We start from the raw sequence: 15266 nt of genomic DNA on the forward strand, positions 1-15266 counted from the left end.
AGTTTATTCAGGCACTTCTTAGCAAGAATGAGAAGAAAAAGCAAGTGCTATACTAAAAAGTTAGAAATGTTGAAACAAGCTGTAATGATGCTCATGTTGAAATGGAATAATCAATTAAGTATACTTTGTTAACAATGCCATTTTTTTATAATGACGATATATGACGTTCAAAACAAACTGCACTTAGATGAGCTATTAACAAACGAGACAACATGCTACATGCACTTGTATATCAGCACTATACGAATCCATTGTGTTTTTCTTGTTTTGTTAGATAATTTCTGTTGAATATTCCTGAAAATTTTGAATTTAGATAGGAATATAAATAATTCAAATAAAATAAATTGAAAAGTACTTATTCATACAGACCAAAATATCTGAATGAACATTGAACAAAATATACAGCTCAGTTTTTGGGTTTTTGTTCACAGATTTCAGAATAAATCTGTTCGAATAAAAAAAATACCTAATAAGCTCAGATTTTTATTTAAAATCTGAGTCGAAGAAATATGCCTTTGCACAGAGTATTTTAACTTAATAATCGTCTTTTTCCATAGAAAATTGAGAAGTTAGTACTAAAAATTGGCTTCTAAGCAGCAAAAAATGGCATCCCAGAAGAGTATGGAAAAGTACAAAAACGTTAAAGTGTTAATAATCAGCACTTAGACCCTGCAAAAATTCCTTCAGGCAAAAATGTATATCAATGCACCCGTCCACGCTCGCCCTAAGAACTTCGTACATAGTACTTTGGGTTTGTAAATAAATAAACTATCCATTTGTACTTGTTCTTTTGTCCATTTTCTTCATTATAAAGGTGTTAAATAAACTGTGGCTATTCGCAACTTTTATGCCTTAAAAATGAACAATCCCGATGTATCGGGACGTGCAACTTGAATCCTTTATTTATTTACAAACCCTTTGTTTTTATCTGTGATATATGACATTGGGTGCAAAAAATCCTTAAACTGGCTGCAAGTAAGCGACAGAAGACATTATAAACAACAGTAATTCAAGCAGTTATATTTTCATTGTTGGTCTGTGTGTTAGTCTGTGTGGTGTGGTATGTAGCTCTGTGTGCTTTGGTGTATGAATCCTGTATTGAGTGAAAAAACTACAAAATAAAGCAAATATAATGGCTTAATATCACAACTTTGGCAAACAATTTGCATATAACTAATTAGTATTTAACAAATTAGATTAGTTTTTCAAGCAGATTTCAGAAATAGAAATTTCGCTTTATGTGTTCATTGACATCTTGAAAATGGTTTTTATTGAAAAGAAAATTTTAATTTATGAAACTAAATTATTTTGCAAGCTGCAAAAGCTTGAATGAAGTCAGGACAAAATATTGAGAATTAGCAAAAAAATATCATCCTGATTTAGGTGGTGATACTGCAATAATGCAAGCAATAATAAATGAATATGATTATATATCAAAGAATTTTATTGAAAACTCAAACTTTGACCCTGAAAGGAAACAAACTGAATATGAAATCTCTGAATTATTAAGAGAAAAAATAAATTCAATAATTGTTTTGTCTGGTGTTAATATCGAAATTGTTGGCTGTTGGTTGTGGTTGGATGGAAACACTTTTGAACACAAAGAAATTTTGAAAGAAGAAGATTTCAAATGGAATAGGAAACGTTACAAATGGTATTGGCATGAAGGCAATTTTAGAAAATCAAAGAATGATGTAACTTTTAATGAAATGCGAGAGTTTTTCGGCTCAACAAAAATTGAGCAAACAAAACAAATAATATAAAAGCTTAAAATTTAATATTAAAAAGCGAAAAGGAGTATTAAAAAACTTCTTTTTGCACCACTATATAAAGACCAATCTTATTTGGTCTTACCATATAATTTGATGGAATTAGAAAATAGAGAAATGAAAAAACGAAAAATAATAGTAGTATTCGATAAAAATACAGAAGTCTGCACAGCCTATGGAAATATTGCAGAAATGTGCAGACATTTCGATAATATAAATTGGCATACCTTATCAAGAAAAAAGGAATTTCCGGTACGATACAAGAATTATATTATTTATAAAACTGATCTGATAAAAACGAAATTGAAAGATGGCGGAAAAAAAAGAATTAAAAATATGAGAAAAAGTTTTACTCAGTAATTTTCATAGATGTATTTTGGAATATTTAGTTTATCAGAATTACCATTGAATGTAATATGGAAATAGACAAAATTGAGAGTTGGGAAATTCTTGATTTTTTTTGCAACTATGTAAAATCATAAATTCAAATAAGCAAAATAAGTTTATTTGTACCCTTATTCGTACCCTACAAAATAAAAAACCCTTACAAATCATTGATTTATAAGGGTTTCTATTTTAAAAAAGCGGTCTGGACGAGACTCGAACTCGCGACCCCGTGCGTGACAGGCACGTATTCTAACCAACTGAACTACCAGACCGTTTTGCTTTCGCGGTGCAAAGATAAATGAAGTTTTTCTTTATGCAATATAAAAATGAAAAAAAATGATTTTATTTTTAAAAATAGAAAATTGGTTTTATTAATGTGTTCATTTTCAGAAATTAAAACAAATTAACTTTGAAAGAATAATTTACAGAAAGCTAATATTTTTGGAAAAAATATGAAGAATCCAATAAAAGCAGCTATTATTGAAGCAAGCAAAACGGCTGATGCAGCCAAATCTTTTGCGATCCCGGCTTTTTCGTTGAAGTTGGGAGAAACTAAATCTACAATTACTTCAATAGCAGAATTAATAATTTCTGTAATCAAAACAATTGCAATTGTGAGTAAAATAATTAGCCATTCAGTTCTTTCAATTTTTAAAACTATGGATAGAACAATTGCAACTGTCATTAAAACAAGATGTATGCGAAAGTTGTGTTCATGCTTTATTATGTATTTAAATCCTTTGGCAGCATATTTAAAACTTGTTGCTCTCTTTTTCAAGGAAAATGGTGTTGTATTTTTTTTTGAAACCATATGTGATAAATTTATTTCATTAAAGTTTGAGGACAAAATTACATCTATTTGGAGAATTTCAATTGACATAAAATAAATTAACTTGTCATCATATTTCGTTTTCAGGAAAAGACTCATATTAATAATTACATTTTTTGTGCAAAAAATGCATATGAAAATTCATTAAATATTTTGGAATTACTATTTTCGCAAAAAAAAAATATTATGATTATGAAAGAAAAATTTAAGATTGGTGTTTTAAAAGAAACCAAAAATCCACCGGATAAAAGAGTAGTATTGCCGCCAAAGCAGGCGGTTGAACTTCTGAAAAAGTATCCCAAATTTGAACTAATAATTCAACCAAGCGAGCTAAGATGTTACGATGATAAGGAATATTCAGACCTCGGTTTAACTCTTAGCGACGACCTTAGCCAGTGCGATTTGTTGGCAGGCGTGAAAGAAGTTGATATTCCGGCTCTTATTCCGAATAAGCAATATTTGTTTTTTTCGCATACAGCTAAAAAGCAGCCATATAACAGGAAGCTTTTACAAGAAATCATAGCAAAAAAAATTACATTGTTAGACCACGAATATTTGACAGATAAAAACAATTTTCGTCTTGTTGCATTTGGCAGATGGGCTGGAATCGTAGGTGCATACAATGGTTTGGTTGCTTATGGGCTTCGTTCGGGGCTGTTCAAAATGAAGCGTGCTCATGAATGCTACGATATGGATGATTTTTTTGCTGAACTGAATAAGGTAAAACTTCCAGCAATAAAGATTTTGATAACAGGTGGCGGAAGAGTTGCTCAAGGTGCAATGGAGACTATAGAGCCACTAAACTTGAAAAAGGTTACACCTCAGGATTTTCTCTCTAAAACTTACGATGAAGCAGTTTTTTGTCAGATTGATCCATGGAATTATACAAAAAGAAAAAACGGCGAACCTTTTGATTTGGAACACTTTTTCAGAAATCCAAGTGAATATGAATCCACATTTTTGCCATATACAAAGGTAACAGATATGTTTATTGCATGTCATTTTTGGGACGAAAAATCACCTGTTTTTATGACAAAAGATGATATGCGTGCCGATGATTTCAAAATTGGTGTAATTGCCGATGTAAGTTGCGATATAGATGGCCCAATTCCTTCAACAATTAGATCGTCAACAATTGCAGAACCTTTTTATGGATACAATACTTTCTCGGAAAAGGAAGACGATCCTTTCAACAAGAAAAATATTTGTGTTATGGCAGTAGATAATTTGCCCGGCGAGGCTCCCAGAAATGCTTCTGTAGATTTTTCTGAAGGATTGATAGAAAAAGTTTTCCCGGCATTCATTAATGGTGATATTGAAGGAATTGCCGACAGAGCAACGATTGTGAAAAATGGTGAACTTGCAGAAAAGTATTCTTATCTTTCCGATTTTGCTGCCGGTAAAGAATAGAGAGTTTTATAAGTTAATAAAGTTGAGAATCAAATTAATTTATTAATATTTCTAATAGCTGAATAAACAGCATTTAATATTGGCGACTTCTAAAAATGCAAATTTCTTCGTTGTTTCGATATTTTAAAATCCTCATTTACAATAGTAAACTGCGGTTTTGAAATTTCTCACGCCTTGAAATTTGCTATTTTTAGAAGTCCCTTATTGTGTAATTCGAAATTTATTATGCATGTTTTTTTTAGAAAATATCATCTTCATCAGGCATTAATATCCAAAGCAAAATATATACAATTATGCCCGGAAAAGCGATACTAATAATTGATAAAACAATATAAACTATTCTGATTATTGTAGGATCTATTTTCAAATAATTTGCAATTCCTCCACAAACTCCACCTATGATTCTATTATTCGACCTTATTAATTTTCTATATGTACTCATTAGATATAATTTTTTATGCAAAAATACTAAGTTAAAAACAATTTAGTACAATAATTCTTAATAATATGATTACGTTGATATATGTATCTATAACATATAACTATGATTTAATTATTATTAAAACAATAAGTATTTGATGAAGAATTAATTTAGACTAATTTTGATGATTTAATGTATTGTTTAAATTAATTTTTAGAAATGTCTGAATTTAAAATTACTTTTTATGAATTCACTTTATTATACAAATATTCTAATTGAAAATGTAAGAACATTTGGAAAAAAACAGAATATCAATTTTTGTGATAAAAATGATAAACCTTTTTTATGGAATATTATTATCGGTGACAACGGTATTGGAAAAACGACAATACTAAAAGCACTATCTTTACCTCTTATAAAGCCTTGGGGTAATCCTAGTTGGATATATAATATTAATTTAAACACTTTTGAAAGGTTTAGTTCAGAACAAGAAAGTGGTGCCAAAAAACAAACAAAAATTGTTACAGACTTTCTTTATGCCGAAACAGAAAAGGAATCTTTAACTTTGAACTTGACATTAGGTGAAAAGCATAAAGATATTCAAGCAGTTCTAACAAAAAATGCAAAAATCAATAAACGAATTAACTCTGAGTTTGAAAAGGATTATTTACTTTTTGCTTATGGTGCATCCAGACATATTGGAAGAAAAGGTATGTCATCTGGCAAAGATTTCCCAGCACAAACTTTATTTGAAGATAATGTACCTTTAATGAATACAGAAGAATGGCTACTGCAAGTAGAATTAAAGGCAGAAAAAAACACAAAATTCAACACCTATAAAGAAAAAGTCTTTGAAATAGTAAAACTATTGTTGCAAGGTGAAGTTACAGACATAAAAACGGACGTAGAAAATTCCCCTCAAATTCTATTTAAAACTCAGTTTGGTTGGGTACGACTACATGAATTGAGCTTAGGCTATAAAACTCTGTTATCTTGGATTATTGATTTTGCAAAAGGCATGCTTGAAAAATATCCTGAAAGTGATAATCCACTCGCTGAACCGGCAATTTGTCTTGTTGATGAAATAGATTTACATATTCATCCTGCATTACAAAAAAAAGTCATCAAATTTTTAAAAAATACTTTTCAAAAAACGCAATTCATTGTTACAACTCACAGTCCACTAATTTTACAATCAATTGATAATGCTAATATTATTTTGTTAAAAAATAAAGGGAATTCAGTAAATGCAGTTCAAAATTTTGTTGATATTGATAATTGGCGAATTGACCAAATATTATTAAGCGACTTATTTGAATTAAGAGATATTTATAAACCATCTGTTCAAAAGAAAGTAGATAGTCACTCTAAATTGTTAAGAAAAAGCAATTTGACTGAAAAGGAACGAAAAAAACTACATTCACTTACTGAATTTGTTGAAAATTTACCAATAGGTAATAATCAAAACGAATTAGAGGGATTTGAATTGCTTAGAAAATTTGCAAGCGAAATTGCAAAAAATAAATAATTTTCTGTTATGATAAGTATAGACAAAAGCAATAATATTCCACAAATTTTGTTACAAGATGGAATTGAGGACAATAAGAGAATATGTCAAGAATTTGACTCAAACCCCTTAGCCTATACATCAAGACCAAATTTCAGCAATAAAAAATTAAAAAAACTTGCTATTAAAAATAAAATCTATGGTAAAACAACAGTAAAGCTACAATTAATTGCAGATCAGAAAGAAAAATGCTGTTTTTGCGAAGCTAAATTTACTGCAACTTCATATGGTGATGTAGAACATTTCAGACCTAAAAAGGCATTCAAAAAAGGACGAAAATTGATTTATCCCGGATATTATTGGCTTGCCTATGATTGGCATAATCTTTTGTTTTCTTGCGAAAAGTGTAATAGAACATATAAAAAAAACGAATTTCCTCTATTTGATGAAAATATCAGAGTTAAAAATCATAATGAGGCAGTAAATCTTCCATATGAGGAATACAAATTAATAAATCCAATTTGCGAAAATCCGGAGGAGTATATTAGATTTAATCAGCACATTCCGGTAGCAATAAATAATAGTTCAAAAGCCATAAAATCTATCAGCATCTATGGTTTAGACAGACCAGAACTGAATAACGAAAGGCTTGAACATCTAAATTATCTTAAAACTTGTGAATTTTTTCAGCATTTTGATTTAAATAATCAAGAAAAAATGAATAGTGCAATGATGACTTTTAATAAAAGTTATGATGAAACCTATAAAATGATTTCTACCGCAAAAGGCTTATTTCAAAATGCAGCACAAAATCAAAGTAAATTTGCGGGAATGGTTCGTTCAAATTTCCCAGAATTGTCTGTTGAATAAAATACCAATATAATAAATACGTTTTATCTAAGGTTACTAAAATCATATTTCTTAGCAAATGTGATTTATAAATAAATCAATCAGTTTCGAGTTTTATGAAAAAATCGGAGAAAAACAAAAGACAGAATTACAGAAATTGGATAATTAGTTTTATAATAATTATTTTAATCGGCATAGCATATTTTTGGGTTCAAAAGTATTATGATTCAATAAATATGCCTAATGTTTCTATTAATAAAAAGTTTGAATATTTATATATTAAAACAGCTTCGAATTACGAAGATGTTCTCCAAACTTTAAAATCGAAAAACATAATAATTGATATCGAGTCTTTCGAGTGGATGGTTGAGAAAAAAAACTATAAAAGTCATATTTATCCTGGTAGGTATAAAATTGCAAATAATATTAGCAACGATGAATTGATTAATATCCTTAGGAGCGGTGTTCAGGAGCCTATTAAGTTGATATTTAATAATATTCGAACACTTGAGCAGTTTTCGGGAAGGATTTCGGAACAAATTGAAGCTGATTCTATAGAAATAATAAAGTTCTTAAGCAAAAAGGAGAATATTTCAAAATATGGTTTTAATAATGCAACAATTGTAAGTCTGTTTATCCCCAATACATATGAGATTTACTGGAATATCTCGGTAGCCAATTTCGTTGAAAGAATGGCAAAAGAGTATAAAAAATTCTGGAATTATTATAGAAAGCAGAAAGCAAAAAATATGAGCTTGTCGCAATCTGAAGTTAGTACACTGGCTTCCATTGTTGAAGAAGAGACCATAAAAAATGATGAAAAATCAAGAGTTGCAGGAGTTTATGTAAACCGACTTAAAAAGAGAATGCGTTTGCAGGCAGACCCAACCATAAAATTTGCACTAAAAGATTTTTCAATAAAAAGAATTTTGAAACGGCATCTAAAAGTAGAATCTGATTATAATACATACACAAATAGCGGATTGCCACCGGGACCAATAAATATTCCTTCAATTTCTTCAATCGATGCTGTGTTGAATTATGAAAAGCATACTTACTATTATTTTTGTGCCAAAGAAGATTTTTCGGGTTATCATAATTTTGCAAAAACTTTACGACAGCATAACTCCAATGCACGCAAATATCAAAAAGAATTAGGTAAAAAGAGAATTTATAAATGAGAACTCTATGTTTTAAACTTTGAAAAACAGGATTAGACTTTAATAATCAGTCAAAATTCATTAATGTAATTTCACGAAAATTTGTACAATCCTGTTAAAGTTTTTTATATCATTGCATTTTTAAAATTTAATTTATGAAGACGAAAAAATATGTTTTATGGATACTGGCTGCAGTAATTACACTTGCATCGGTATTTTATCAACGAAAAACCGGCCCAACTTATCCAAAAAGAATAAAGCAACAAATTGAAAATATAGAATATAGCTTTAAATTGCCAAGAAGTTTTGGTGGAACAGCCGATTGCCCTATTGAAATAGAAATAAGTGACAAAACTATTAGTGGTCAAATCTTCTATAAAAAATATCCTTCAAACGATGAATGGCTAAGCTCCAGTTTGGCAAGAGAAAACAATTTTCTAAAAACAAGTTTGCCCAATCAACCTCCAGCAGGAAAATTGGAATACTATATTGTTTTGAATAAAGGAAGCAACAGCTACGAAATCTCAAAATCTAATCCTTTAAAAATTAGATTTAAAGGTGAGGTTCCGGCTTGGGCTTTAATTCCGCATGTATTGTTCATGTTTATTGCAATGTTCCTGTCAAATGTTGCAGGATTGTTTGCATTTGCAAGATTTGATAAGTACAAATTTTATACGACATTGACATTTATTGCTTTACTTATTGGAGGAATGATTTTGGGTCCCGTTGTTCAGAAATTTGCCTTCAACGAGTTTTGGACGGGTGTTCCTTTCGGATGGGATTTAACTGATAATAAAACACTTATTGGGTTCGTTTTTTGGACTATTGCAATTGCAGCAAATTATAAAAAAGACAAACCATATTTAGTTATCGTTGCTGCAATTATGCTACTTCTTATATATTGTATTCCTCATAGCATGTTTGGTTCGGAACTTGACCATGCAACAGGTCAGGTGGGTCAAGGGTAGAAAAGCATTTTTTGATATAATTCTATCTGATTTTGGCTTTTTGTGAATATCTCAATTATTTGCACAAAGTGAAAAATTATGCTGATTTTTTTAATTCATAATCTTCCCATTAATTTCCGGTAGAATTTTACAAAGTGTTTTTTCTTAAAAATAAATAGCACTATTGCTCGTATAAATAAACAGAATTATATTTATTTAAAATGCTAAAAAAGGTTTTTGTTGTATTATTAATATGTTCGAATGCAGTAAGTTACCTATGGGGACAAGACTACTCGGCAAAACTTGATAGTATTTTCAGTAATAAAATAATTTATCTTGCCGATTCAATGCCACATAAAGATCTTGAAGAAGTAGTAGTTTATGCACCAAGAATTTTTGAAAAAAAGAGAGATTATAAACGATATAGAAAACTCGTAAAAAAAATTAAGAAAGTCTATCCATATGCCAAAACAGCCAACCAGTGGCTTACTGACATCAATAATAACTTAGAAAAAATTGAAAGCGAACGAGAAAAAAAGGTATTCATAAAACAGGCAGAAAAACGCCTGCGATCAGAATTTGAAGACGAACTAATAAAGCTAACTTTTTCGGAAGGGAGATTACTTATTAAGCTCATCGACAGGGAGACCGGGAATACTTCCTATGAATTAGTTAAACAATTGCGAGGAAGTTTTTCTGCTTTTTTCTGGCAATCGGTTGCATTGCTCTTTGGCTCTAACCTAAAATCGGAATACGATGCCGAAAATGATGACAGATTAATTGAAGAAATAATTTATCAAATTGATAATGGATTTTTATAAATTTGAAGATTATTTGAAATTTTGTCTTAAAGGTCTAATTATTTGAAATATAAACTTATTTGTAAAATTAATACTTATAAAGGGGATTTCTAAAAATAGTAAATTTCAAGGCGTAAGAAATTTGCATTTTTAGAAGTTCCCTAAAGTTTGTTACGAAAACTATTCACAAAAAAATCACTAATTACCCACAATGAAAAATTATTTAACCCTAATTTTTTTCATATTTTCGAGTATTCAGCTTTTATTTGCCCAAAATAAAATTTATACTACTCATAGAATTGAAAATTCTCCACCAATTATCGATGGATTATTGGACGATCCCATTTGGAAAACTATTGATTGGGAAGAGAATTTTACACAATTTGAACCTCACAATAGCGAAAAGCCAAGCCAAAACACAGCATTCAAACTTTTTTATGACGACAATAATCTTTATCTCGCAGTAAAAGCATACGACAGCGAACCCGAAAAAATAGAGAAACAATTGACAAGGCGAGATGGCTGGGGAGGCGATTTTCTTGGAATTCAACTTGATAGCTATTTCGACAAAAAAACAGCATTTGCGTTTATAGTAACAGCTTCCGGTATAAAAAATGACGGTATCTTCAACAGCGATGGAGACGATTTTACTGAAAGTTGGGACCCAATTTGGTTCGTAAAAACAAGTATTGACGCTGAGGGTTGGAATGCCGAATATAAAATTCCACTAAGTCAGCTTCGTTTTGCAAAAAAGGAAAAACAGAAGTGGGGTATGCAAGTAATAAGAAAAATATATAGAAACGATGAGCTATCTTTATGGCAACATATTGATAATAAGGAGTCTGGTTGGGTTTCTAATTTTGGAGAATTACATGGTATCGAAAATATAAAACCTAAAAGGCAAATTGAAATAGCGCCATTTGTTTTAGGAAAAAATGAATTTTATGAAACAGAAGATGATAACCCATTTTCTACAGGAAATGATTTTTCTTATAATGTAGGTGTAGATGGAAAAGTAGGAATTACTAACGATTTAATTCTTGATTTTACAGTGAATCCCGACTTCGGACAGGTTGAAGCAGATCCTTCGGAGTTAAACCTCTCTGCATTCGAAAGTTACTTTTCAGAAAAAAGACCCTTTTTTATTGAAGGAAAAAATATTACTGATTATAGGATTACACCCGGTGGACATCCAATGGCTCGCGACAATCTATTCTATTCCAGAAGGATAGGAAAACAAGCTCTTACTTATCCCGATGTGTCGGACGATGAATATGTGAAAATTCCGGAAAGAACTAAAATTATTGGAGCTTTCAAACTTACCGGAAAAACCAAAAATGGTTGGTCGATTGGTATTGTTGAATCCATTACAGGACGTGAACAAGCCGAAATTGACTATAATGGAGAAAGACGTTTTGAAACTATTGAACCGCTTACGAGTTATTTTATTGGCAGATTGCAGAAAGATATTAATAAAGGAAACACAGTTATTGGAGGAATATTCACTTCAACCAACAGAAATTTTGATGGAGAAGATTTTGATGTATTGTCGAAATCGGCAAACACAGCCGGTTTAGACTTTCGACAATATTGGAAAGACAAAAAATATTATTTCTCAACAAAGTTTGTTGTAAGTAAAATCGAAGGATCAGAAGATGCAATTCTCGAACAACAACTTTCCTCAATAAGATATTTGCAAAGGCCTGATGCAGACTACTTAAATGTAGATTCGAGCTTAACAAGCATGTCAGGCCATGGCGGAACTATCCTTATGGGGAAAAGTGCGAATTCAGGATTAAGATATACTTTTTGTCTGGCTTGGCGCTCGCCCAAATTGGAATTAAACGATGTGGGCTTTCTAAGGCAAAGCGATAAGATTTTCCATTATTTATGGATAGGCTATGAGTTCGAAAAACCATTTTCGATATTCCGAAAAATGAACATAAATGCAAATGAATGGGCAGGCTGGGATTTTGGAGGTACTAATCTTTATAAAGGAATGAGTCTCAACTTTAGGACTGTGTTTACAAACCTATGGTCGTTGGGTACAGGAATCAACTTCGAAGGACAGTCAATATCGAATGATATGTTGCGTGGAGGTCCATCAATTTTATTGCCCGGGAGTTGGGATACCTGGTTGAATTTAGAAACAAATGAAACTAAGCCATTAAGTGCAGAAATAGGATATTCTATAAATAGGGGAGAAGAAAACTACTATAAAAACAATTCGTTCTGGGCTGGTTTGAGTTATCGCCCAAGCAAATATATTTCCATTAATGTAAGTTCTTCATATCACGAAGAAAATTCGCTTCTTCAGTATGTAACAAATGAAGCATTTGAAGAAGAGGAGCAATACATTTTTGCAAATTTAGACCAAAAAGTTTTTAGAGTAACATCGAGAATTGACATAAATTTTACACCAAATTTTTCATTACAATACTATACCTCACCTTTTATAACAGGTGGTATTTACGATAATTTCAAAAACATAATCGACCCTAAAGCCTCTAAATTAAACGAAAGATATCTTATATATAATTCTCAAATATCGTATATGATTGATGATAATATCTACGGCATAGATGCAAACGGGAATGGAAATTCCGATTTTACTTTCGATAATCCGGATTTCAATTTTAGGCAGTTTCGATCAAATTTAGTACTGAGATGGGAATATTCGCCCGGTTCAGTTTTATTTATTGTGTGGTCGCAATCGAGAACAGGTAGCGAAACTAATGGCAAATTTGACTATAAAAACGATTTTAAGGAACTATTTGAGATTACTCCATACGATGTCCTTCTTGTAAAACTCTCGTATAGATTTCGGGCTGAGGAGTGGTTTTAGGAATTTGAATTAAAACAGAACATTTTAGAAAAGTAAAGAATACAGGTTTATCCCCCCTTAGTGTGAAGATTGTTAATTAGTCCCACTAACACGGATTGTAAACCTGTACCAGCGGCGTGTTTCAATCAGACCTGACAGGTTTCGAAAACCTGTCAAGTCTTTTCATATCATCCAAATATTATAACAAATACAATTCGAAAAAATAGAAATAAATAAATTGCATTTTGCCTTTTAAATTATTACCTTAGCTGAATAATTTATTATAAATCTTTTAGTCAATAATATTATGAAAACAAAAATTTACACTTTTCTAAGCATTTTTTTCATTACTACAAACCTCTTTGCCCAAGAACCAGTATTTGTATGGGCAGAAGCTTTTAATATTGAAATAAACTCTTTCGTAGTAGATGATGCAGGCAATAGCTATTATACAGGATACTTTGAAGATTCAGTGGATTTTGACCCGGGGTCTGGTGTGTATTATCTTTCTTCCAATGGACAAGATGATATTTTCATCTTAAAATTAGATGCCTCTGGAAATTTTGTTTGGGCTATAAGTATTGGTGGAAACTGGGGAGATGAAGGCATTGCTATTGTAACAGACTCTAATGGAAACATCTATATTGCAGGAGATTTTAATGAAACTCAGGATTTTGACCCGGGCCCCGGAGTTTATAACTTAGTGGCTGATTATTATCATGCTGAGTTTATTTTAAAACTTGATCCATACGGCAATTTTATTTGGGCAAAAATGATTGACTCATACTTGGGAGTATGGGGTAATAATGCAAGTATCAAATCCCTTAGAGTTGATGATAATTCAAATGTTTATCTTGCCGGAACATTTATGGGAATTGTCGATTTTGATCCGGGTCCTGCTGTATATAGTCTAACGGCTGATGCATGGACAAATATTTTTTTCTTAAAATTGAATGTATTAGGAGATTTTGTTTGGGCAAAAAAACTTGATGGAAGTGAATCGAGCAGGTGTAATTCACTTGCAGTTTCTAACAATAATAATTTTTATGCAGGTGGTTATTTCAATGATACTATCGATTTTGATCCTGGTCCCGGTGTGTATGATCTAATTTCGGAAGCTAATTCTGATATTTTTATTGCGAAATACGATACTTCATGCAATTTTGTTTGGGCAAAAAGAATCGGGGATGGTGATGGAGAAGGTGTGTTTTCTGTAGCTATTGATGATAGTGAAAATATATATTTTACAGGTGTTTTTGACGGAACTATTGATTTTGATCCCGGCCCGGGAATTAATAATCTTGTTTCTAATGGGACCGATGATATATTTATTTCTAAATTTAATTCTTCAGGCAATTTTATTTGGGCTAAATCTATGGGTAGTACATCATTAGACTTAGGTTATTCATTGGCTCTTGATTCAGCCTGTAATGTATATACTACAGGCTATTTTAATGGAACTGTCGATTTCGATCCGGGTTTGGGAGTATATAATCTTGTTTCAAATGGTACTTATGACATCTTCATTTCCAAACTTGATTCTTCGGGAAACTTTGTATGGGCAAGGAACATAGGTAGTAATATGACTGAAGTTGGCAATTCCATTGCACTTGATAAATCTGCAAATATTTATTCTACAGGAGGATTTTATGAAATTGTTGATTTTGACCCGGGTCCCGGCATTTATAATTTGGAAGTAGCCAATTCTTCTCATCCAAATTACGTTCTCAAACTAATCCAATCCTTTACAGCATTACGTACAAATACGAATGTTTCGTGTTTCGGCGATTCCGATGCAGCAATCGATATTTCTGTTTATAATGGTGTTTCGCCTTATTCTTATGTTTGGAGCAACGGCGAAACTACAGAGGATATTTCTAACCTCGTAGCAGGAACCTATTTTGTTAGTATTACTGACGCAAACAATGATTTGATTACTGATTCTGTGATTATTACACAACCAGACGAATTTGATTTGTCGTTCGTTGCTACAGATGCATCGGCTATAGGAGCATCAGACGGTGCTATTTATTTATTGGTGAACGGTGCAACATCGCCGTATTCGTATTTGTGGAATACCGGCGATACTATTCAGGATTTATCTAATTTGCCAATTGGTCAATATTCTGTAACTATAACGGATGCTAATTTGTGCTATACGATAGATACTATCAATATTTTTGAGCCTTATTATAAACGACTTCCTTTGCTCGAACATTTTACTTCAGGCTCAAGTGCATGTTACGATTGTTGTAATTTAGAGCAAAATTTTCAAAACATTATATCGCAAACAAACGGGCAATGTGCAGTTATCAGATATCCCGGAAATATTTTTCCCGATGGATATGAAACCACCGAATCTA

12 protein-coding genes and 1 tRNA gene are annotated in these 15266 nt (G+C 31.4%); 10 read left to right on the top strand and 3 right to left on the bottom strand.

The genetic code is table 11. The features are described 5' to 3' along the window. Positions 1-1400 precede the first annotated feature (1400 nt). Together HN894_14420 and HN894_14425 are read left to right on the top strand one after the other, a co-directional pair. Complete coding sequence (locus HN894_14420; protein ID MBT7144518.1) at positions 1401-1763, top strand: hypothetical protein; 363 nt, start codon at positions 1401-1403, stop codon at positions 1761-1763. A gap of 123 nt (positions 1764-1886) precedes the next feature. Continuing rightward, positions 1887-2129, top strand: a complete 243-nt coding sequence (locus tag HN894_14425; protein MBT7144519.1) for a hypothetical protein — start codon at positions 1887-1889, stop codon at positions 2127-2129. A gap of 225 nt (positions 2130-2354) precedes the next feature. On the opposite strand, the gene HN894_14430 is transcribed toward HN894_14425, so the two are convergent. Next, a tRNA-Asp gene (locus HN894_14430) sits at positions 2355-2428 on the bottom strand. A 131-nt stretch (positions 2429-2559) separates the two neighbouring features. Continuing rightward, entirely contained in the window at positions 2560-2967 is a 408-nt protein-coding gene (locus HN894_14435; protein MBT7144520.1) for a diacylglycerol kinase family protein, read from the bottom strand. A 210-nt stretch (positions 2968-3177) separates the two neighbouring features. On the opposite strand from HN894_14435, the gene HN894_14440 reads away from it, so the two are divergent. Next, on the top strand, positions 3178-4395 hold the full coding sequence (locus tag HN894_14440) for an alanine dehydrogenase (protein MBT7144521.1): 1218 nt from the start codon (positions 3178-3180) through the stop codon (positions 4393-4395). Positions 4396-4633: 238 nt separating this feature from the next. Here HN894_14440 and HN894_14445 read toward each other — a convergent pair whose 3' ends face one another. Next, positions 4634-4837, bottom strand: a complete 204-nt coding sequence (locus tag HN894_14445; protein MBT7144522.1) for a PspC domain-containing protein — start codon at positions 4835-4837, stop codon at positions 4634-4636. Positions 4838-5060: 223 nt separating this feature from the next. Between HN894_14445 and HN894_14450 the strand changes: the two genes are divergently transcribed. From HN894_14450 to HN894_14480, 7 genes are all read left to right on the top strand, one after another. Beyond that, positions 5061-6344: an AAA family ATPase gene (locus tag HN894_14450; protein MBT7144523.1), complete on the top strand. Its 1284-nt coding sequence runs from the start codon at positions 5061-5063 to the stop codon at positions 6342-6344. Positions 6345-6353: 9 nt separating this feature from the next. Further along, positions 6354-7193, top strand: coding sequence for a hypothetical protein (locus tag HN894_14455; GenBank protein MBT7144524.1), 840 nt, complete (start codon positions 6354-6356; stop codon positions 7191-7193). 95 nt (positions 7194-7288) lie between these two features. Further along, positions 7289-8353 (top strand): endolytic transglycosylase MltG, encoded by a 1065-nt coding sequence (gene mltG / locus HN894_14460; GenBank protein MBT7144525.1) that lies wholly within the window; start codon positions 7289-7291, stop codon positions 8351-8353. Between the two features lie 134 nt (positions 8354-8487). Then, positions 8488-9300: a hypothetical protein gene (locus tag HN894_14465; protein ID MBT7144526.1), complete on the top strand. Its 813-nt coding sequence runs from the start codon at positions 8488-8490 to the stop codon at positions 9298-9300. A 200-nt stretch (positions 9301-9500) separates the two neighbouring features. Beyond that, the gene (locus HN894_14470; GenBank protein MBT7144527.1) at positions 9501-10100 is read left to right on the top strand and encodes a DUF4294 domain-containing protein; all 600 of its coding nucleotides are present in this window, start codon (positions 9501-9503) and stop codon (positions 10098-10100) included. 190 nt (positions 10101-10290) lie between these two features. Beyond that, complete coding sequence (locus HN894_14475) at positions 10291-12924, top strand: carbohydrate binding family 9 domain-containing protein (GenBank protein MBT7144528.1); 2634 nt, start codon at positions 10291-10293, stop codon at positions 12922-12924. Positions 12925-13210: 286 nt separating this feature from the next. After that, the coding region (locus tag HN894_14480) for a hypothetical protein (GenBank protein ID MBT7144529.1) at positions 13211-15266 on the top strand (2056 nt) is incomplete at its 3' end.

Source organism: Bacteroidota bacterium, from assembly GCA_018692315.1.
GTDB lineage: Bacteria > Bacteroidota > Bacteroidia > Bacteroidales > JABHKC01 > JABHKC01.

Bases quoted from the DNA above. Each gene is read 5' to 3' on its own strand.
- HN894_14420 (MBT7144518.1), top strand. From the start codon at position 1,401: ATGCAAGCAATAATAAATGAATATGATTATATATCAAAGAATTTTATT.
- HN894_14425 (MBT7144519.1), top strand. From the start codon at position 1,887: ATGAAAAAACGAAAAATAATAGTAGTATTCGATAAAAATACAGAAGTC.
- HN894_14435 (MBT7144520.1), bottom strand. From the start codon at position 2,967: ATGGTTTCAAAAAAAAATACAACACCATTTTCCTTGAAAAAGAGAGCA.
- HN894_14440 (MBT7144521.1), top strand. From the start codon at position 3,178: ATGAAAGAAAAATTTAAGATTGGTGTTTTAAAAGAAACCAAAAATCCA.
- HN894_14445 (MBT7144522.1), bottom strand. From the start codon at position 4,837: ATGAGTACATATAGAAAATTAATAAGGTCGAATAATAGAATCATAGGT.
- HN894_14450 (MBT7144523.1), top strand. From the start codon at position 5,061: ATGAATTCACTTTATTATACAAATATTCTAATTGAAAATGTAAGAACA.
- HN894_14455 (MBT7144524.1), top strand. From the start codon at position 6,354: ATGATAAGTATAGACAAAAGCAATAATATTCCACAAATTTTGTTACAA.
- mltG (MBT7144525.1), top strand. From the start codon at position 7,289: ATGAAAAAATCGGAGAAAAACAAAAGACAGAATTACAGAAATTGGATA.
- HN894_14465 (MBT7144526.1), top strand. From the start codon at position 8,488: ATGAAGACGAAAAAATATGTTTTATGGATACTGGCTGCAGTAATTACA.
- HN894_14470 (MBT7144527.1), top strand. From the start codon at position 9,501: ATGCTAAAAAAGGTTTTTGTTGTATTATTAATATGTTCGAATGCAGTA.
- HN894_14475 (MBT7144528.1), top strand. From the start codon at position 10,291: ATGAAAAATTATTTAACCCTAATTTTTTTCATATTTTCGAGTATTCAG.